Genomic DNA, 19273 nt, shown 5'->3' on the forward strand with positions numbered 1-19273 from the left:
AAGGGCCGGGTGCGTGACGACCACGTCACGCACCCGGCCCCGAACAGCTCCTGCGGCTACCGCGCCCCAGGGCTACTTCTTGCGGCGACGCCCGCCCTTCTGGGCCTTGCGCCGCTCGGCACGGGTCATCCCGTCCGTCGCGGACCGGGCCGCGCCGTCACCGTTGTCGAAGTCGCCCTCGATGATGTCGCCCTCGCCGTCGACCTTCGGCGCGGAGAAGTGCAGGCGGTCCGGGCGCTTGGGGGCCTCCAGGCCCTTGGCGCGGATCTCCGGGCGCCCCGCACCGGCCTGGGCCGGAACGGCGTCCTCCTTGGCCAGGGACGTCTTCGCGGCGGCGTCCTGCACCGGGACCTCCTCGACCTGCTGCTCGACCTGGACCTCCAGGTTGAACAGGTAGCCGACGGACTCCTCCTTGATGCCCTCCATCATCGCGGTGAACATGTCGAAGCCCTCGCGCTGGTACTCGACCAGCGGGTCCTTCTGCGCCATCGCGCGCAGGCCGATGCCCTCCTGGAGGTAGTCCATCTCGTAGAGGTGCTCGCGCCACTTGCGGTCCAGCACGGACAGCACGACCCGGCGCTCCAGCTCGCGCATGATGTCGGAGCCGAGCTGCTTCTCACGCGCGTCGTACTGCTCGTGGATGTCCTCCTTGACGGACTCCGCGATGAACTCGGCGGTGATGCCGGCCCGGTCGCCGGCCGCCTCCTCCAGCTCCTCGATGGTGACCTTGCACGGGTAGAGCTGCTTGAAGGCGCCCCACAGCCGCTCCAGGTCCCACTCCTCGGCGAAGCCCTCGACGGTCTCGGCCTCGATGTACGCGTCGATGGTGTCGTCCATGAAGTGGCGGATCTGCTCGTGCAGGTCCTCGCCCTCCAGGACGCGGCGGCGCTCGCCGTAGATGACCTCGCGCTGCCGGTTGAGGACCTCGTCGTACTTCAGAACGTTCTTGCGGGTCTCGAAGTTCTGCTGCTCGACCTGCGACTGCGCGGAGGCGATCGCGCGCGTGACCATCTTGTTCTCGATCGGGACGTCGTCGGGAACGTTGGCCATCGACATCACGCGCTCGACCATCTGCGCCTTGAACAGCCGCATCAGGTCGTCGCCGAGCGACAGGTAGAAGCGGGACTCGCCGGGGTCGCCCTGACGGCCGGAACGACCGCGGAGCTGGTTGTCGATACGCCGCGACTCGTGCCGCTCGGTGCCCAGCACGTACAGCCCGCCGAGCGCCTTGACCTCCTCGAACTCGGCCTTGACGGCGAGCTCGGCCTTCTCCAGCGCGGCGGGCAGGGCGGCGGCCCACTCCTCCACGTGCTCGACCGGGTCGAGCCCGCGCTGACGCAGCTCCGCCTCGGCCAGGTCGTCGGGGTTGCCGCCCAGCTTGATGTCGGTACCGCGGCCGGCCATGTTGGTGGCGACGGTGACGGCGCCCTTGCGGCCGGCCTGGGCGACGATCGACGCCTCACGGTCGTGCTGCTTGGCGTTGAGCACCTCGTGCGGGATGCCGCGCTTGGAGAGCTGCTGCGACAGGTACTCGGACTTCTCGACCGACGTCGTACCGACGAGGATCGGCTGGCCCTTCTTGTGCTTCTCCTCGATGTCGTCGACGACCGCGGCGAACTTGGCGACCTCGGTGCGGTAGATCAGGTCCGACTGGTCCTTGCGGATCATCGGCCTGTTCGTCGGGATCGGGACGACGCCCAGCTTGTAGATCTGGTGGAACTCGGCGGCCTCGGTCATGGCCGTACCGGTCATTCCGGACAGCTTGTCGTAGAGGCGGAAGAAGTTCTGGAGGGTGATCGTGGCGAGGGTCTGGTTCTCGTCCTTGATGTCCACCCCTTCCTTCGCCTCGATCGCCTGGTGCATGCCCTCGTTGTAGCGGCGGCCGGCGAGGATACGGCCGGTGTGCTCGTCGACGATCATGACTTCGCCGTCGATGACGACGTAGTCCTTGTCCTTCTTGAACAGTTCCTTGGCCTTGATGGCGTTGTTCAGGTAACCGACGAGCGGGGTGTTCACCGACTCGTAGAGGTTGTCGATGCCCAGCCAGTCCTCGACCTTGGCGACACCGGACTCGTGGATGCCGACGGTGCGCTTCTTCTCGTCGACCTCGTAGTCGCCGGTCTCCTCGATGCCCTTCAGCGGGTTGCCCGCCTCGCCCCGCTTGAGGCGGGTGACCAGCTTGGCGAAGTCGCCGTACCACTTGGTGGCCTGGTCGGCCGGGCCGGAGATGATCAGCGGCGTACGGGCCTCGTCGACCAGGATCGAGTCGACCTCGTCGACACAGGCGAAGTTGTGGCCGCGCTGGACGAGCTCCTCCTTGGACCACGCCATGTTGTCCCGGAGGTAGTCGAAGCCGAACTCATTGTTCGTGCCGTACGTGATGTCGCAGTTGTACATCTCGCGGCGCTGCGCCGGCGACATGTTCGCCAGGATGCAGCCGACCGTCAGGCCGAGGAACTTGTGGACCCGGCCCATCATCTCGGAGTCGCGCTCGGCCAGGTAGTCGTTGACCGTGATCAGGTGCACGCCCTTGCCGGACAGCGCGTTCAGGTACGCCGGGAGCGTGCCGACGAGGGTCTTGCCCTCACCGGTCTTCATCTCGGCCACGTAACCGAGGTGCAGCGCGGCGCCGCCCATGAGCTGGACGTCGTAGTGGCGCTGGCCGAGCACGCGCTTGGCGGCCTCGCGGACCGTCGCGAAGGCCTCGGGCATCAGGTCGTCGAGGCTCTCACCATCGGCGTACCGCTGCTTGTACTCCTCGGTGAGCGCCCGCAACTCGGCGTCGGAGAGGTTGACGAAGTCCTCTTCGATGGAGTTGACCTGGTCCGCGATGCGGTGCAGTTTGCGCAGGATCTTGCCTTCGCCTGCACGCATGAGCTTGTTGAAGACGGACACTGAGGTTGGTCTCCTTGCCGGTCGGGCCTGGCACTGGGTCTTGTCATGGACACTGGCACGGGCACGGCAGGTGGTCCCCACCGCAACGGCCATCGTAAGCGAGGACGCCACCGCGCCGGGAGGTCCGCGCCCACCTGGGCCGACCGCCGCGCCGACATGCCGCCCGCAAGGAGAACGCGCGGGGCACGCGGAAGGTGCCGCTGAACCCGAAAAGTGTTCGCCCGCCGCTCCCGGCCCCCGCAGAATCCCGTCATGGATCCCGTCACCCTCACCACCGGCCGCCTGCTGCTGCGCCCGTTCGCCCCCGAGGACGTCGACGCCGTGTACACGGCCTGCCAGGACCCCGGCATCCAGCGCTGGACGACCGTCCCCTCCCCGTACGCGAGGCATCACGCCGAGGAGTTCGTCGGGGCCGTGCCGGACGGCTGGCGCACCGGCTACGACCTGGACTTCGCGGTCCTGCTCCGCGACGGCGGCCCGCTCGTGGGCGCCGCCGGTGTGCGCGGGCACTCGGGGGTGTGGGAGATCGGCTTCTGGACGGCCGCGGAGCACCGGGGAAGCGGCTACGCCACGGAGGCCGTCGCGGCCCTGGCGCGGTGGACGTTCACGGCGACGGGGTGCGTGCGTCTGGTGTGGCGTGCCGAGGTCGGCAACACCGGCTCGCGCGCGGTCGCCGAGAAGGCCGGCTTCACGATCGAGGGCACCCAGCGCGCGGGCCTGCTCAACAAGGGCACCATGCGCGACGCCTGGGTCGGCTCCCTGCTCCCCTCGGACCTCGGCCTGCCCTCCCCGGTGCCCTACCTCCCAGCCCCCGCCCGGCCCCGGACCTGACTGTCAGTGGCGCCCTCTATCGTGCCGGGCATGACCACGATGCCGAGCCCGACCGCAGAACTCTCCGCCGACGAGGCCCGCCGTATCGCACTGCGCGCGCAGGGCTTCCTGGGCGCGCCGGACCGCCGCGCCGGGGTGCGCGGCGTCCTGCGCCGTCTCGGCGCCGTCCAGCTCGACACGATCTCGGTACTGGCCCGCTCCCACGAGCTGGTCCCGTACGCACGGCTCGGTGCCGTCGGCCGCGGGACCGTCGAGGCGGCGTACTGGTCCGCAGCGTCCATTGGCGCGTCTCCGACACGACCCCACGCCTTCGAGTACTGGTCGCACGCGGCGTGCATCCTCCCCATCGAGGAGTGGCCGCACTTCGCCTTCCGCCGCCGCGCCTACCGCACGCACCCGCAGTGGCACCACGACCTTCCGGACGGCGCCTACGACGCGGTGATCAAGCAGTTGCGCGCCGAGGGCCCGCTGACCGCCACGGAGCTGGGCGGCGCGAAGAACGGCGGCGAGTGGTGGGACTGGTCCGCCTCCAAGGTCGCCGTGGAGCGGGCGCTGATGTACGGGGAGGTGGTGTGCACCGAGCGGCGCGGCTGGAAGCGGGTGTACGACCTGGCCGAGCGCGCCGTCCCGGGTGACCTGCTGCACGACGAGCTGGACGACACGGAGTGCCTGCGCCGGCTGGTGCGGCTGGCCGGGCAGGCGCTGGGCGTGGGCACGCGCGCGGACATCGCCGACTACCACCGGCTCAAGGGCGAGCAGTTCGACGCCGTGGTCGCGGACTCCGGCCTGGTGCCGGTGCGGGTACAGGGCTGGGAGAAGCCCGCCTGGGCGGACCCGGAGGCCCTGGCGACCGTGCCGCGCGGCCGCCACCGTACGACGCTGCTGTCGCCGTTCGACTCCCTGATCTGGGAGCGGCCCCGGACGGAACGGATCTTCGGCTTCACCCACCGCCTGGAGGCGTACGTTCCCAAGCAGAAGCGGATACACGGCTACTTCGCGATGCCGCTGCTGGCGGGCGGGAAGCTCGTGGGCCGGGTCGATCCGGCGCGGGAGGGGACGACGCTGGTGGCCAGGCAGGTGTCGCTGGCCTCCGCCAAGGCGGTGGCGCCGATGGCCGAGGCCCTGCGGGAGGCCGCCGGGTGGGTGGGCTGCGACGCGGTGCGGGTCGAGCGCGTCGACCGCCCGGAGCTCGCGCCCGAGCTGGTCTCCGCGCTGGCGCGTCTCACCTGATCTCGAGGATCTTCTCCCGCATCGCGTAGACCACGGCTTCCATCCTGGAGTGGAGCTGGAGCTTCTCCAGGATGTTGCGGACGTGGTTCTTCACGGTGTTCTCCGAGATGAACAACTCCTTGGCGATGTCCCGGTTGTTCATGCCCGTGGCGACGAGCTTCAGCACCTCGAGCTCACGGTCGGTCAGCCGGGGCGCCGGAACCAGCCGGCGCTCGTCGGTGCGCTGGATCATCGACTTGAACTCGGTGAGCAGCTTGGACGCCATGGAGGGGCTGATCTGCGACTGGCCGTCCGCGACCGCCCGGATGGCGGTGGCGACCTCGTCGGTGGAGATCTCCTTGAGCAGGTACCCGGTGGCGCCCGCCTTGATCGCGTCGTAGAGGTCGGCCTCCTCGTCGCTGATCGTCAGCATGATGATCTTGGCGCTGGGGGCCACCTCCTTGATGGAGGTGCAGGCCTCGATACCGCCCCGCTTGGGCATCCTGACGTCCATCAGCACGATGTCCGGCAGCAGGTCGGCGGCCTTGTCGACGGCTTCCGCGCCGTCGCCCGCCTCCCCCACCACCTGGATGTCCTCCTCCTGCGCGAGGACGATCTCCAGCCCCCTGCGGAAGAGGGCGTGGTCGTCCACGACCAGGACCCTGATGGGCTCCTTGCGGGACGTGCCGCCGTCCGTGTCCGTGTCGGCACCGCTCCCGCACCCCGCTCCGCCCACCGGGGCGTCGGAGCCGCCCGGGTGGTGCACCGGGCCGAAGCTGTCCGCCATCGTTCCTCCCCCTGCAGGCCTGTCTGACGTTCATGTGCGGTACGCCAACCTCGGCCGCGGGGGCATCGGTTGGCGTGCCCCGCCATGATTTCATGCCCGGACGGCGGAGCGGTGATCCTGTGGGCGCACGGGGGCGCCCCTGGGGGCGCACACCGCGCTCCAGGGGCACCACCGGTGTGGTTCAGCCGCCGTCAGCCACCGAGTGCGCCACCCGCACCGCCTGCCTCGGAGCCGGCCAGCGGGTCGCTCTCCAAGTGGATGACGCCGTAGTCGTAGGCGTGCCGCCGGTAGACGACGCTGGGCTGCTTGGTCTCGGAGTCGACGAACAGGTAGAAGTCGTGCCCGACCAGCTCCATCTCGTAGAGAGCCTGGTCGAGCGACATCGGGGCGGCCGTGTGGGTCTTCTCGCGGACCACCAGGGGCCCCTCGCCCCGCACTTCGAGCGAGCCCATCCTCTTCGTGGGAACCGACTCGCGCTCCTCCACCGCCACGGCGCCGTTCCCGTTCAGACGGGCCACGCCCGGAACCGCGTCGGCGACCTCCGCGGCCGACAGACGGCCGTTGCCGCGGCGGGTGTGGCGCTTGTCGTGCTGCTTGCGCAGTCGCGCCTCGAGCTTGCCCGTCGCGAGGTCAAGGGCTGCATAGGGGTCGCCTGCCGCCGCCTCCGCCCGGATCACCGGCCCACGGGAGTGGAGGGTGATTTCCACACGGTCCGACCGGTCCGCCTGCCGCGGGTTGTGTTCCTTGGACACCTCGACGTCGAGGCTGATCACCTTGGCGTCGAGCTTCTGGATCTTCTCCAGCTTCAGCTTCTCGGCCACGTGCTTGCGGAACCGCTCGGGCACCTCGGTCTTGCGGCCTTTGACGACGATGTCCACGCAGAACTCCGTTCCCGGATCGCTCCTGCCGGCCCACCGGCCGGCGAGCATCTCCCTTTTGCACCAGACCCCGGTGAGTACCGGAGCCTCGGACTTGGCGACTCGACCTCCTCCTCCCCCGTCGGCAAGATCCCCACCCCACCACCTTGGATGTCCTGACCCTGCCCCGGAAACCGTCCGGAAACACGGCAGTGCATTCGGTGAAGCGCGGCTTTCGCCATTCCTCACACCCGAACATAGCTCGATCGGACGGATGTCGGCACCCGCTATCCGCACGAACCTCCGATCAGGTGTTTTCACTCTCTCTGAACGTGCAACGAAGCAAGTTCCCCGTCAGTTCCGGTTTATTTCGAACGACAGTGGCGGTGCGGCGACGACCGCCGCGCTCACCCGTACGCATGCCCCGAATGGCGGCTCGAAACTGGCACGCAGTGCCCTCGCCGCCTCGACGAGCGAGGCTCCCGTGGTCATGAGATCGTCGACCAGGACGGGCCTCCCGGCCGCCGCCCGCCGTCCCCCGCCGGGCATCACTTCCAGCGCCCCCGCCAGGTTCGCCAGCCTCTCCCGCGCGCCCAGCCCCGCCTGGTCCGCCACCGCCCTGTGCTGCCGCAGCAGCGGCAGCACCCGCGCCGCCTTCCCCGTACGCCGCAGCTCGGCCGCGGCCGCCAGCGCGACCCGCCGCGTCGCATCGTGGCCACGCGCCCGCACCACGCGCCGCGCGGACGGCACCGGTACAAGGAGCAGGGGCCTGCCTCCCGAGCCCCCAGAAGCCGCCACAGAGGCCCTTACGGCCCCCGCCAGTGCGACGCCGAGCGGCCGGGCCAGCCCCAGCGCGCCGCGCTCCTTGTGCCCGAGCAGCACCGCCCGTACCGCGTCCGCGTACGGCGCCGCGGCGCACACCACCGGCAGCCCGGCCGGCTCCGGCACGGGCCTCACCCGCCGCCCGCCGTGTCCGCACAGCGCCCGTACGCACACCTCGCACAGCGACGGCGTACCGCCCCGCCCGCACCCTTCGCAGGCACCGGGCAGCACCAACCCGATGACTTCCCGCCACCACCAGCGCATACGCCACGGTCCCAAGGGCCCGGGGCCGCGGCCACCCCTGTGGAAAACCACGTCCGCGCGCGCCCGAGCGATCGGCAGGAGGCGGGGCTCAGCCGGGGTAGACCGGGGACGTTCCCTTCTCCACCATCGGCTGCCAGTTCGCGCCCGCCTGGAGCCGCACGATGCCGTCGTCGGCGGACGCCGCCACCAGCGGCGCGCGCTCGTTGTTCGCCGCCGCGACGACCTTCACCTGGTTCAGCCCCGGAATCGCCGCCGACGACGTCGAACCGTCCGTCTGGATGTACCGGACCTGCTGGACACCGCCGGCCAGCTTGCCCAGCACGACCAGCCGGCTCTGCCCCGCCCACGACATCGAGGTCACCGACTCCATGCGGGGGGCGATGGCCTGGAGGTCCACGACCTGCACCTTGTGCTTCGCCCCGGCGCCGTGCCGCTCGATCCGCCCGATGTGCAGGGTCGTCCGGCCGTCCTTGGTCAGCAGCAGCGCCATGCGGACGCCGTCCTCGGACACCCGCAGCGACTCGATGCGCCATCCGTCGGTGAGCCAGGGAGCGGTCACCTGCACCGGCTCGGCGCTGCCGTCCGGCATGTACAGCAGCCGCGGGTTCGCCGGGTCGCGGTCGGCGACCCACAGGCCGCCGCGGCCGTCGAAGCTCGGCGCGGACAGGCGGTCCTCCGGCCGGGCACCGTTGCTGTGCACCACCGGCTGCGGCAGCTCCACGTCCGCGTCCGAGACCACGGAGGCCACCCGCAGGTCGCGGTCCTCGTCCGAGACCGCGGCCGCCCGCCGCTCACCGCGGGCGACGGCGACCTTGCCCACCTTGACCGCCCCGCTGCCGAACGGGCCGGGCACGAGCGACGGCCTGCCCACGTTCTCCGCGGTGGCCTCCAGCTTCGCCAGCCGGCCCGACGCGTCGAGGAAATAGGGGTTCACCTGGAGGCCGCTGGACGGATCGGCCCGGTAGTTCTCCTTCTGGCTCTCCTCCAGGACACACAGCCGGCGCCCGTCCTCGCTCTGCAACTCCACCTGCGCCACCCTGGTGGACGCCAAATCCCCGACGGTGAACAGCAATTGGGCGGCCATCCGCCGGCACGTGCCGTACCCGATATTGTCCGCCTTTTTATTGAGCGGCACCTTCAGCTTGTTCTGTTCGTCGGGCGTCAGGGACGTCACGCCGTCCTTCAGCGCCACACCCGTGGGGAAACTGGAATCCACCACCGGGTCCAGCCAGTTCGTCGGCCCCTCCAGCAGCGCCTTGACCGTCTGCGCCACCGGGTCCATCCGCGTCACGGGGTCCTGGCGCTGCCGGATGTAGACCGGGTCCGCCACCACCCAGTGCCGGCCGGAGGCGAAGTAGTACGTGTTCACCGAGCGGTAGTTGCGCTGGAAGTCCGACTCGCCGAGCAGCAGCCCCGACGGCAGGTTGTCGATGCGCCACTCCTTGCCCTTGCCGTCCGGGCCCGGGGCCTGCACGAGCTGGATGGCCCCGGCGTACTTCGCCCGGCCCACCGGCTGGTAGGCGTGGCGGCTGTCCACCGTCGCGATCTGCTCACCGTGCAGCGAGTACACGAGACGCTCCTGCGGCTCACGGATGCCGCTGCGCTCCCGCCTGCTGACCGGGGCGGCCATGAGCACCGTGGTGCTCTCCTCGGGCTTCCACTCCCGCGCCGCCTTCTTGGTCAGGTACGTCCGGGCCGTCGCGAAGCCGGGGTCGTCACCGGTCATCGCCTCCAGGAAGCCGTTGACGATCTCGTCCGGCTCCGCGTTCTCCCGGGGCGACACCGGATACACCCGGACCTGGGAGTCGCCGGGGTTGGACGCCCGCACCGGGGACACGTCCCCGGAGTCCGGCATCGCACCGCACCCGGCCAGCACCACACCGCATCCGAGCAGCGCGGCTGCGCGCACCGCAGGTCCACGGCCGCGACGACGCTCAGCGCCCACGAGTCGTACCCTCCCGCTTGACTTCCTGCGCCGTGGACGAGGCGTCCTCGCCCGTCTCCTCACCTGCCCCGCGCGCCACCACCCGGGCCCCGTTGCCCGGCAGGGCCGTCGGGTCGGCCGCCACCTGGGCGGCCCGCCGCGGGGGCAGCGCATTCCGGGGAACGGCGGCCAGACCCGTACGGGCCGACCCGGCGTTCTGCCCCGGCACCGTCGGCAGCCGGCCCGGGCCCTGCGAGGCGTCCTCCGCGGCCGCCCGCTCCCGGTTGCGCCGCGAGTCCTCGGGCTCCAGGGGTATCGGCGAGCCGCGCAACGGCTCGTCCGCCGTACGCGGCAGCGTCAGCCGGAACTGCGAACCGCCGCCCGGCTCCCCCCACGCCTGCAGCCAGCCACCGTGCAGCCGGGCGTCCTCCACGGCGATCGACAGCCCCAGCCCCGTACCACCGGTGGTACGCGCGCGTGCCGGGTCCGCCCGCCAGAAGCGGTTGAACACCCGCGTCGCCTCGCCCGGCTTGAGCCCCACGCCGTAGTCACGCACCGCGACGGCGACGGCGCCGCCCGCGGCGGCCATGCGCACCACCACGTCCCGGCCCTCGCCGTGCTCCACGGCGTTGACGACGAGGTTCCGCAGCACCCGCTCGACGCGGCGCGCGTCCGCTTCCGCGACCACCGGCTGCTCGTCGCCCACCACGATGATCCGGCCGCCCTTGCGCTCGGCCAGCGGCTCGGCGCCACCGATCACCCGGCGCACGACCTCGCGCAGGTCTATCGGCTCCGCCTCCAGCGCCGCGGCGCCCGCGTCGAAGCGGCTGATCTCCAGCAGGTCCGCCAGCAGCGACTCGAACCGGTCCAGTTGGTCGCCCAGCAGCTCGGCGGAGCGCGCCGTCACCGGGTCGAAGTCCTCCCGCGCCTCGTGGATGACGTCGGCCGCCATCCGCACGGTCGTCAGCGGCGTCCGCAGCTCGTGCGAGACGTCCGAGACGAACCGGCGCTGCATCCGCGACAGCTCCTCGAGCTGCTGGATCTTGAGCTGGAGGTTCTGCGCCATCTTGTTGAAGGCCTCGCCGAGCCGGGCGATGTCGTCCTCGCCCGTGACCTTCATCCGCTCCTGCAACCGGCCCGCCGACAGCCGCTCGGCGATCCCGGCCGCCATCCGCACAGGCGTCACCACCTGCCGCACCACCAGCCACGCGATGGCGCCCAGCAGCACCACCACGAACAGGCCGGCCGTCGCCAGCGTCGTCTTGACCAGCGCCAGCGAGTCCTCCTCCTGCGTCAGCGGGAAGAGGTAGTACAGCTCGTACGAATTGCCGTCGATGTCATTGAGACGCTTGCCGATCACCAGCCCCGCCTCGGACAGCTTGCCGTCCGAGTAGTGGATGCGGGTGTACGTCTGGAACGTCCCCGGCTCCTGCGCCACCGACTCGCGCAGCTTCACCGGAATGCTCCGCGCCGGCTCCACACCGCCCGAGGCCCGGGCGCCCCGGCTGGGCGCCGAGCCCGCCGTGTCGGAGCTGAGGGCGACCACGTTGAACGCGCCCTGGCCACCGCTCGCGAGCTGCACGACCAGGTCGGACCGCCAGTTCAGCGAGGCCCGCGCGGTCCCGCCGTCCGGCCCGCCGGATCCCGTCTGCTCGTCCGCCTTGGTCTGGGCCGCCGAGAACCCGCCCGACGCCTGACTCTGCGCCGCACGCTCCTTGGCGTCCAGCAGACCGTTGCGCATCTGACCGATGACGACGAACCCGAGCAGCAGCACCACCCCGAGCGACATCAGCAGCGTGCCGACGACCACCCGGAGCTGGATGTTGCGCCGCCACAGCCGTACCGCCGGGAGCAGCGGACGGCGCAGAAGGCGCACCAGGAGCCGGAGCACCGGCCCGCCCGGTGCCCCGTCCTGGAGCAGCCGGCCCGGCCGCCATGGCTGACGCCCCGGCCCGGCAGCCCGCCCCGCACGGACTCCCGGGTTCCCGGGCTTCGGAGCAGCACTGCCGCGGGACATGTCAGCTCGGCCCGGCCTTGTAACCGACACCACGGACGGTCACGACGATCTCCGGCCGCTCCGGGTCCTTCTCGACCTTGGAGCGCAGCCGCTGCACATGCACGTTCACCAGCCGCGTGTCCGCGGCGTGGCGGTAACCCCACACCTGCTCGAGCAGCACCTCACGGGTGAACACCTGCCACGGCTTGCGCGCCAGCGCGACCAGCAGGTCGAACTCCAGCGGAGTCAGCGCGATCGACTGCCCGTCCCGCTTCACCGAGTGGCCCGCCACGTCGATGACCAGGTCACCGATGGTGAGCTGCTCCGGCGCGGGCTCCTCCGACCTCCGCAGCCGCGCCCGGATGCGGGCGACCAGCTCCTTCGGCTTGAACGGCTTGACGATGTAGTCGTCGGCACCGGACTCCAGCCCGACCACCACGTCGACGGTGTCGCTCTTGGCGGTGAGCATGACGATCGGCACGCCGGACTCGGCCCGGATCAGCCGGCACACCTCGATGCCGTCCCGTCCGGGCAGCATGAGGTCCAGCAGCACCAGGTCCGGCTTGGCCTCCCGGAAAGCGGCAAGTGCCTTGTCGCCGTCCGCTACGAACGACGGCTCGAAACCCTCACCACGCAGCACAATCCCGAGCATCTCGGCCAGTGCGGTGTCGTCGTCGACGACAAGGACGCGTCCCTTCATAATCGACATCATCCCATTAGCTAATCGTTACCTGGCGTGACCTGGCACACAGCTCGGCAATTCCGGCCCCCGTGACCGGGGAGAGCACCCCCAGCTCGGTGACGATCGCCGTCACCAGTTCGGGCGGCGTGACATCGAACGCGGGGTTGTACGCCTGCGTCCCCAGCGGCGCCACCGGCAGCCCGCCGACCGCTCCCGCTCCCCCGGCTCCGGCCGCCACCTGCGGCGGCGCGGTCAGCTCCGTGACCTCCTGCCCGGCCCGCTGCTCGACCTCTATGGACGCCCCGTCCGGAGTGTGCGGGTCGATCGTCGTGACCGGCGCCACCACGATGAAGGGCACATGGTGGTACCGGGCCAGCACGGCGAGCGGATAGCTCCCCACCTTGTTCGCCACCGAACCGTCGGCGGCGATCCGGTCCGCCCCGATCAGCACCGCGTCCACCTCCCCCGCCGCGAACAGCGAGCCCGCCGCGTTGTCCGTGAGCAGCGTGTACGCCATGCCGCTGCGAGCCGCCTCGTACGCCGTCAGCCGCGCCCCCTGCAGCAGTGGCCGCGTCTCGTCCACCCACAGCCGCCGCAGCCGGCCCGCCCGGTGCGCCTCCAGCGCCACGGCGAACGCCGTCCCCTCCCCGCCCGAGACCAGCGCCCCGGTGTTGCAGTGCGTGAGGATCCGGTGGCCGCCGCCTGGCAGCAGCTCGTCCAGCAGCGCCAGTCCGTGCCCCGCCATCAGCATGCTCGCCTCGGCGTCCTCCCGGTGCAGTTCCCTGGCCTCCGCGAGCGCCGCCCGGGCGGCCTGCTCCCCGTCCCCGTCCTTCTCCAGCGCCGCCCGGTACGCACCCGCCGCCCGCCGCACCCCGTACCCGAGGTTCACGGCGGTGGGCCGCGCCCCTGCCAGCAGCCCGGCCGCCTCCTCCACGTCGTAGCCCCGCACCGCGGCCAGCGCGACGCCGTAGGCGCCGGCGATGCCCAGCAGCGGCGCGCCCCGCACGGCGAGGGTCTGGATCGCCCGGACCAGCGCCGGCACATCCGTGCAGACCAGCTCGACCTCCTCGGCGGGCAGCCTCGTCTGGTCGAGGAGCACCACCACGGGCCCTTCCGGAGGCTCCTCCCAGCGCAGGGAGGGAAGCGTGGGCGGTTCGGCGACGCCAGGGGTTCGTGCGTACTGATCAGCCATCCGCCCAGTCTGCCCGCTGAACCACCGACAATGAAGGTGCCAAGGACATCCGGCCCCAGGCCCGGCCACGAACGGCGCGTGGCACCATGGCAGCCGACCTGCCGCCCCACACGGCGGCCCAGCACCGTGACCGAGCCGGCTCGACGAGCCTGCACCGCGACCAACGCACGAGGTGGACGACCGTGAATGACACTCCGGGCTGGGCCTCGCCCGGATCCTCCCCCTCCGAGGGCCAGGGCTCCGACGTGCCCCGCCCGGCCGAGCCCTCCGACGCGCCCGGCGCGGCCTCCAAGTGGTCCAAGGAGCAGCCGCCCGCCGGCCAGTGGTCCCCGCCGACCGGCCCGGCCCGGCCCGGCCCGACTCCGCCCCATGCCCCGGCACCCAACTGGGGCGGCGGTCAGTACCAGGGCGGCTGGGGCCGCCCGCCCGCCGCCAAGCCCGGCGTCATCCCGCTGCGCCCGCTCGGCGTCGGCGAGATCCTCGACGGCGCGGTCTCCACCCTGCGCGCCCACTGGCGCACGGTCCTGGGCATCACGCTCACGGTCTCCGTCATCACGCAGATCGGCGACATCCTGGTCCAGCGCTACCTCGTGCCGGTGCCCCCGCGGCTCAGCGCGGACCCGACCCCGCAGGAAGCCCTGAAGCAGTCGGTCGAGTCGCTCAAGGCGAGCCTCATCTCGCTCGGCCCCACGACGCTCATCACGCTCATCGGCACCTTCGTCACCACCGCCCTGCTCACCATGGTGATCAGCCGTGCCGTGCTCGGACGCCCGGTGACCCTCGCCGACGCCTGGCGCGAGGCCCGCCCCAGGCTCCCCCAGCTCCTCGGCCTGACCCTGCTGCTGCCGCTGCTCAGTGCCGTCCTGATGACCGTCGGGCTGGTTCCGGGGCTCCTCCTCGGCGGCCCCGGGGGCGCGCTGCTGGCCGCCCTGGGCGGTGTCGCCGCCGCCGTGGTCATCCTCTGGCTCCTGGTCCGCTTCAGCCTCTCCTACGCGGCACTGATGCTGGAACGCCAGGGCGTGATGGCATCCCTCCGGCGCTCGGCCAAGCTGGTCCAGGGCGCCTGGTGGCGGATCTTCGGCGTCCTCACGCTGACCATGCTGCTGATGTTCCTCATCTCGATGATCATCGCGATTCCGTTCACCCTCATCGCGTTCGCGGTGGACGGCAACGGCCTCGGCGGACTGTTCACCGGCTCGGCCCCGGAGTTCGGCTGGCCCTTCCTGATCATCACCGGCATCGGCTCGGTGATCGCCGCATCGATCACCTACCCGATCTCCTCGGGCGTCTCCGTCCTCCTCTACATCGACCAGCGCATCCGTCGGGAGGCCCTCGACCTGGACCTGGCCCGAGCGGCCGGCGTACCCGGATACGGCTCCCCCTCGCCCGGCGACACCACCCCCAGGAGCTGATGCGGTGCCGATCACGGGGGGCGTGACGACGGCGTGGCCCCTGGTCCACGCGAACGACGACGTACCACTGGACACCCCCCGCGTCCCCGCCCGTGAGGCGGCGGAGCGGGAGCTGTCGAATCCCATGTACCACGAGAACGACCCGAACCTGCTCCAGCGCGCACTCGACAGATTCTGGAACTGGGTCGGCGAACTCTTCGGCTCCGCCTCGGGAGCCACCCCGGGAGGCGCACTCGGACTCGTGGCCGTCGCCCTCGTCGTCATGGCCCTCGTGGCCGCCCTGTGGTGGCGCCTCGGCACCCCCCGGCGCACCCCCACCACCTCCGACTCCCTCTTCGACGACCGCCTCCGCAGCGCGGCCGAACACCGCACCGCCGCCGAAGCGCACGCCGCCGCCGACCGCTGGAACCAGGCCGTCCAGGAACGGATGCGCGCCATCGTGCGCTCCCTGGAGGAACGCACCGTCCTCGACCCGCGCCCCGGCCGCACCGCCGACGAGGCCGCCGCCGAAGCCGGCCGCCCCCTCCCCGCCCATGCGGACGAGCTCCGCGCCGCCGCCCGCGCGTTCGACGACGTCACATACGGCGGCCGTTCCGCCGACCGGCCCACGTACCAACGCCTCACGGACCTGGACACCGCCCTGCAACGGGCCAAGCCCCAGCTCAGTGACGCCCCCCGAGGAGCGGCCGGATGACCACCACGTCCACGGCCGCCCCCACCTCGACCTCCCTCACCGCCCACCAGATCTGGAGACGGACCAGGGGGCTCCTGCTCGCCCTGGCCATCCTCATCGTCGCGGGCATCGTCATGGCGCTCGTGCGGTCGGACGCCCGGCACGGCCGCCTCGACCCCCGCTCCGCCGACCCCACCGGCAGCCGCGCCGTCGCCGAACTCCTCGACCAACGCGGTGTCACCACCCGCGTCGTCACCACGCTCGACGAGGCCACCACCGCGACCGGCGCCGACACCACGCTCCTCGTGGCCACCCCGGACCTGCTGACGGACCACCAGCAGAGCGTCCTCCATCGCGACATGCAGGCCTCCGGCGGCCGCACCGTGCTCGTCGCCGCCGGGGCACCCTCCGTCGGCACCCTGGCCCCCGGGGTCACCACGGGTTCCCCCGCCCCGGTCTCGGCACTGGCCCCCAGGTGCTCCCTGCCCGCCGCCACACGCGCCGGCGACGCCGACCTCGGCGGCGAGCGCTACACGACCCAGCTCCCCGGCAGCGACGCCTGCTACCCCGCCGACGGCCGGGCCACCCTGCTGCGGGTCAACGGCCCCGCCGGGAGCGACACCGTCCTGCTCGGCTCCCCCGACATCCTTCACAACGAACGCCTGGACAAGCAGGGCAACGCCTCGCTCGCCCTCCAACTCCTCGGCTCCCGGCCCCATCTCGTCTGGTACCTCCCCTCACTCAGTGACCCTTCCGCCGCCAACGGCGGCGGCAGCGGCAGCGGCGACGACCCGGAAGAACGCGCCGGTGAAAGCGGCTTTCTCGAACTGATCCCCTCGGGCTGGCTGTGGGGGACCCTCCAACTGGCCCTGGCCGCCGTCCTCGCCGCCATCTGGCGCGCCCGGCGCCTCGGTCCTCTCGTCACCGAACACCTCCCCGTCGCCATCCGCGCCTCCGAATCCACCGAAGGCCGCGCCCGCCTCTACCACCGGGCGAACGCCCGCGACCGCGCGGCCGCCGTCCTGCGCACCGCCACCCGCTCCCGGCTCGCACCCCTCCTCGGCGTCCCCGCGACGGCAGCCCATTCACCCGAGACCCTGCTCCCCGCCGTATCGGCCCGCCTCGCCCACGGGGACAGAGACCTCCCCACGCTCCTCTTCGGCCCGGCTCCCTCCGACGACGCCGCGCTCACTCTCCTCGCAGACCAACTCGACGCCCTCGAAAGAGAGGTACGCACCTCATGAGTGCCCCGACCCCCGAGACCGCTGAGAACTCGGACAGCGCCCGCTCCTCCCTGGAAGCGCTGCGCACCGAGATCGCGAAGGCCGTGGTCGGGCAGGACCCCGCTGTCACGGGACTCGTCGTCGCCCTGCTCTGCCGAGGCCACGTCCTCCTGGAGGGTGTGCCCGGCGTCGCCAAGACGCTGCTCGTCCGCGCGCTCGCCGCGTCCCTCGAACTGGACACCAAGCGCGTCCAGTTCACGCCCGACCTGATGCCGAGCGACGTCACCGGCTCCCTGGTCTACGACGCCCGCACCGCAGAGTTCTCCTTCCAGCCCGGCCCGGTCTTCACCAACCTCCTGCTCGCCGACGAGATCAACCGCACGCCGCCCAAGACCCAGTCGTCCCTGCTGGAAGCGATGGAAGAGCGCCAGGTCACGGTCGACGGCACTCCCCGTCCGCTCCCCGAGCCGTTCCTCGTCGCCGCAACCCAGAACCCGGTCGAATACGAGGGCACGTACCCCCTCCCCGAGGCACAACTCGACCGCTTCCTGCTGAAGCTGACGGTCCCTCTCCCTTCACGCCAGGACGAGATCGACGTCCTGACCCGGCATGCCGAGGGCTTCAACCCGCGAGACCTGCACGCCGCCGGCGTACGTCCCGTCGCCGGTCCCGCCGAACTCGAAGCCGCCCGGGCGGCCGTCGCCAAGACCTCGGTCTCCCCCGAGATCGCCGGTTACGTGGTCGACATTTGCCGTGCCACGCGTGAATCCCCCTCGCTCAGCCTGGGCGTCTCCCCGCGAGGCGCCACCGCACTGCTCTCCACCGCCCGCGCCTGGGCCTGGCTCACCGGCCGCGACTACGTCACCCCTGACGACGTGAAGGCCCTGGCTCTGCCGACCCTCCGTCACCGCATCCAGTTGCGGCCCGAGGCCGAGATGGAAGGAGTCACCGCCGACTCCGTCATCACGGCCATCCTCGCCCACGTCCCCGTTCCCCGATGAGGCAGTGAACCGTGGCTCTCACCGGACGCACCGCGCTCCTCGCCGCCATCGGCTCTCTCCCCGTCGGCATCCTCGCCCCCAGTTGGACGGGGATGCTCGCTGTCAACGCGCCCCTCTCACTCGCAATTCTGTGCGACTACGCGCTCGCCGCGCCAGTGCGAACGCTGCGGTTCACTCGAAGTGGTGACACAAGCGTTCGACTCGGTGACGCCGCCGACGTGCATCTCACCGTCGCCAACCCGTCCCGGCGCCGCCTCCGCGCCCAGCTCCGCGATGCCTGGCCTCCCAGCAGTTGGCTCCCCGGCACCGAACAGGCCGCGTCCCGCCACAAGCTGACGATCCCGGCCGGCGAACGCCGACGCGTCACCACGGTTCTCCGTCCCACCCGCCGTGGCGACCGCCACGCGGAACGCGTCACCGTCCGCTCCTACGGACCGCTCGGCCTCGCCGCCCGCCAGGGCAATCACGAGGTCCCGTGGACGGTCCGCGTGCTGCCTCCCTTCACCAGCCGCAAGCACCTGCCGTCCCGGCTGGCCCGCCTCCGCGAACTCGACGGCCGCACCAGCGTCCTCATCCGCGGCCAGGGCACCGAGTTCGACAGCCTCCGCGAGTACGTCCCCGGCGACGACACCCGCTCCATCGACTGGCGCGCAACGGCCCGGCAGACCACCGTGGCTGTACGCACCTGGCGTCCCGAGCGCGACCGGCACATCCTCATCGTCCTCGACACTGGCCGCACGTCGGCCGGCCGAGTGGGTGACGTGCCTCGTCTCGACGCCTCCATGGACGCCGCTCTCCTCCTCACCGCGCTCGCCTCACGAGCCGGCGACCGGGTCGACCTGCTGGCGTACGACCGTCGTGTCCGCGCCCGCGTCCAGGGCCGTTCCGCCAACGACCTCCTCCCGGCCGTCGTGAACGCCCTCGCGCCGCTCGAACCCGAGCTGGTCGAGACCGACGGGCGCGGCCTCAGCTCGGCCGCTCTCACCCACGCCCCGCGCGGCTCGCTGATCGTCCTCCTCACCAGCCTGGAAGCCGCGCCCATCGAGGAGGGTCTCATCCCGGTGCTTCCGCAGCTCACCCGCCGCCACACCGTTCTGGTGGCCTCTGTCTCGGACCCTCACACGGAGGCGATGACGAAGGCACGCGGGACCGTCGAAGCCGTGTACGAGGCGGCCGCCGGGACCCAGACCCAGACCCAGCGCCGCCGTACGGCGGAACAGCTCCAGCGCCATGGCGTCACCGTCGTGGACGCCACCCCCGACAAGCTCGCGCCGGCCCTTGCCGATGCCTATCTCGCCCTGAAAGCGGCGGGCCGCCTCTGAGCGGAACACAAAACCGACCGGGAGTCAGCCCCGGTCGGTACTGTTTCCTGGTCTATAACGCGAAAAAGCCCCGCACCAGAGGTGCGGGGCTTTCCCACAAAATTTGTTCGGCGGCGTCCTACTCTCCCACAGGGTCCCCCCTGCAGTACCATCGGCGCTGAAAGGCTTAGCTTCCGGGTTCGG

At 71.6% G+C, this 19273-nt stretch carries 15 protein-coding genes and 1 rRNA gene; 7 read left to right on the plus strand and 9 right to left on the minus strand.

What is annotated here, in order from left to right:
• Positions 1–72 precede the first annotated feature (72 nt).
• Positions 73–2895, minus strand: a complete 2823-nt coding sequence (secA, locus tag E2B92_RS17185) for a preprotein translocase subunit SecA (protein ID WP_126889446.1) — start codon at positions 2893–2895, stop codon at positions 73–75.
• 252 nt (positions 2896–3147) lie between these two features.
• Between secA and E2B92_RS17190 the strand changes: the two genes are divergently transcribed.
• The gene (locus tag E2B92_RS17190; protein WP_133087589.1) at positions 3148–3726 is read left to right on the plus strand and encodes a GNAT family N-acetyltransferase; all 579 of its coding nucleotides are present in this window, start codon (positions 3148–3150) and stop codon (positions 3724–3726) included.
• Positions 3727–3756: 30 nt separating this feature from the next.
• The gene (locus tag E2B92_RS17195) at positions 3757–4956 is read left to right on the plus strand and encodes a winged helix-turn-helix domain-containing protein (RefSeq protein ID WP_126887859.1); all 1200 of its coding nucleotides are present in this window, start codon (positions 3757–3759) and stop codon (positions 4954–4956) included.
• Here E2B92_RS17195 and E2B92_RS17200 read toward each other — a convergent pair.
• From E2B92_RS17200 to mtnA, 7 genes are all read right to left on the minus strand, one after another.
• Complete coding sequence (locus tag E2B92_RS17200; protein ID WP_126887860.1) at positions 4949–5722, minus strand: response regulator; 774 nt, start codon at positions 5720–5722, stop codon at positions 4949–4951. The two genes, E2B92_RS17195 and E2B92_RS17200, sit on opposite strands and share 8 nt — an antisense overlap.
• Positions 5723–5913: 191 nt before the next feature.
• Complete coding sequence (gene hpf / locus E2B92_RS17205; RefSeq protein ID WP_126887861.1) at positions 5914–6600, minus strand: ribosome hibernation-promoting factor, HPF/YfiA family; 687 nt, start codon at positions 6598–6600, stop codon at positions 5914–5916.
• Positions 6601–6933: 333 nt separating this feature from the next.
• Positions 6934–7665, minus strand: a complete 732-nt coding sequence (locus E2B92_RS17210; protein ID WP_126887862.1) for a ComF family protein — start codon at positions 7663–7665, stop codon at positions 6934–6936.
• An 88-nt stretch (positions 7666–7753) separates the two neighbouring features.
• The gene (locus E2B92_RS17215) at positions 7754–9610 is read right to left on the minus strand and encodes an LpqB family beta-propeller domain-containing protein (protein WP_126887863.1); all 1857 of its coding nucleotides are present in this window, start codon (positions 9608–9610) and stop codon (positions 7754–7756) included.
• Complete coding sequence (gene mtrB, locus E2B92_RS17220) at positions 9600–11606, minus strand: MtrAB system histidine kinase MtrB (RefSeq protein WP_126887864.1); 2007 nt, start codon at positions 11604–11606, stop codon at positions 9600–9602. The genes E2B92_RS17215 and mtrB overlap by 11 nt, the downstream gene beginning before the upstream one ends.
• A gap of 1 nt (position 11607) precedes the next feature.
• Entirely contained in the window at positions 11608–12297 is a 690-nt protein-coding gene (gene mtrA / locus E2B92_RS17225) for a two-component system response regulator MtrA (RefSeq protein WP_187740742.1), read from the minus strand.
• 4 nt (positions 12298–12301) lie between these two features.
• Positions 12302–13459 carry an S-methyl-5-thioribose-1-phosphate isomerase gene (mtnA, locus tag E2B92_RS17230; RefSeq protein WP_126887865.1) on the minus strand — a complete coding sequence of 386 codons (1158 nt, stop codon included), beginning with the start codon at positions 13457–13459 and terminating at the stop codon, positions 12302–12304.
• 182 nt (positions 13460–13641) lie between these two features.
• On the opposite strand from mtnA, the gene E2B92_RS17235 reads away from it, so the two are divergent.
• From E2B92_RS17235 to E2B92_RS17255, 5 genes are read left to right on the plus strand one after another with little or no spacing between them, the layout of a single operon-like run.
• Entirely contained in the window at positions 13642–14871 is a 1230-nt protein-coding gene (locus E2B92_RS17235) for a hypothetical protein (protein ID WP_126887866.1), read from the plus strand.
• 4 nt (positions 14872–14875) lie between these two features.
• Positions 14876–15565, plus strand: coding sequence for a DUF4129 domain-containing protein (locus E2B92_RS17240; RefSeq protein ID WP_126887867.1), 690 nt, complete (start codon positions 14876–14878; stop codon positions 15563–15565).
• Entirely contained in the window at positions 15562–16788 is a 1227-nt protein-coding gene (locus tag E2B92_RS17245) for a DUF4350 domain-containing protein (protein WP_126887868.1), read from the plus strand. The genes E2B92_RS17240 and E2B92_RS17245 overlap by 4 nt, the downstream gene beginning before the upstream one ends.
• Positions 16785–17768, plus strand: coding sequence for an AAA family ATPase (locus E2B92_RS17250; protein ID WP_126887869.1), 984 nt, complete (start codon positions 16785–16787; stop codon positions 17766–17768). The genes E2B92_RS17245 and E2B92_RS17250 overlap by 4 nt, the downstream gene beginning before the upstream one ends.
• Before the next feature lie 11 nt (positions 17769–17779).
• Positions 17780–19090, plus strand: a complete 1311-nt coding sequence (locus E2B92_RS17255; protein ID WP_126887870.1) for a DUF58 domain-containing protein — start codon at positions 17780–17782, stop codon at positions 19088–19090.
• 105 nt (positions 19091–19195) lie between these two features.
• Here the strand turns inward: E2B92_RS17255 and rrf are convergent.
• A 5S ribosomal RNA gene (gene rrf, locus E2B92_RS17260) occupies positions 19196–19273 on the minus strand; the annotation flags it as partial.

It is taken from the genome of Streptomyces sp. WAC05374 (assembly GCF_004353505.1).
GTDB lineage: Bacteria > Actinomycetota > Actinomycetes > Streptomycetales > Streptomycetaceae > Streptomyces.

Coding starts and splice junctions, on each gene's coding strand:
- mtrA (WP_187740742.1), bottom strand. CDS start 12,297: ATGATGTCGATTATGAAGGGACGCGTCCTTGTCGTCGACGACGACACC.
- mtrB (WP_126887864.1), bottom strand. CDS start 11,606: ATGTCCCGCGGCAGTGCTGCTCCGAAGCCCGGGAACCCGGGAGTCCGT.
- E2B92_RS17245 (WP_126887868.1), top strand. CDS start 15,562: ATGACCACCACGTCCACGGCCGCCCCCACCTCGACCTCCCTCACCGCC.
- mtnA (WP_126887865.1), bottom strand. CDS start 13,459: ATGGCTGATCAGTACGCACGAACCCCTGGCGTCGCCGAACCGCCCACG.
- E2B92_RS17210 (WP_126887862.1), bottom strand. CDS start 7,665: ATGCGCTGGTGGTGGCGGGAAGTCATCGGGTTGGTGCTGCCCGGTGCC.
- E2B92_RS17200 (WP_126887860.1), bottom strand. CDS start 5,722: ATGGCGGACAGCTTCGGCCCGGTGCACCACCCGGGCGGCTCCGACGCC.
- E2B92_RS17195 (WP_126887859.1), top strand. CDS start 3,757: ATGACCACGATGCCGAGCCCGACCGCAGAACTCTCCGCCGACGAGGCC.
- E2B92_RS17250 (WP_126887869.1), top strand. CDS start 16,785: ATGAGTGCCCCGACCCCCGAGACCGCTGAGAACTCGGACAGCGCCCGC.
- E2B92_RS17190 (WP_133087589.1), top strand. CDS start 3,148: ATGGATCCCGTCACCCTCACCACCGGCCGCCTGCTGCTGCGCCCGTTC.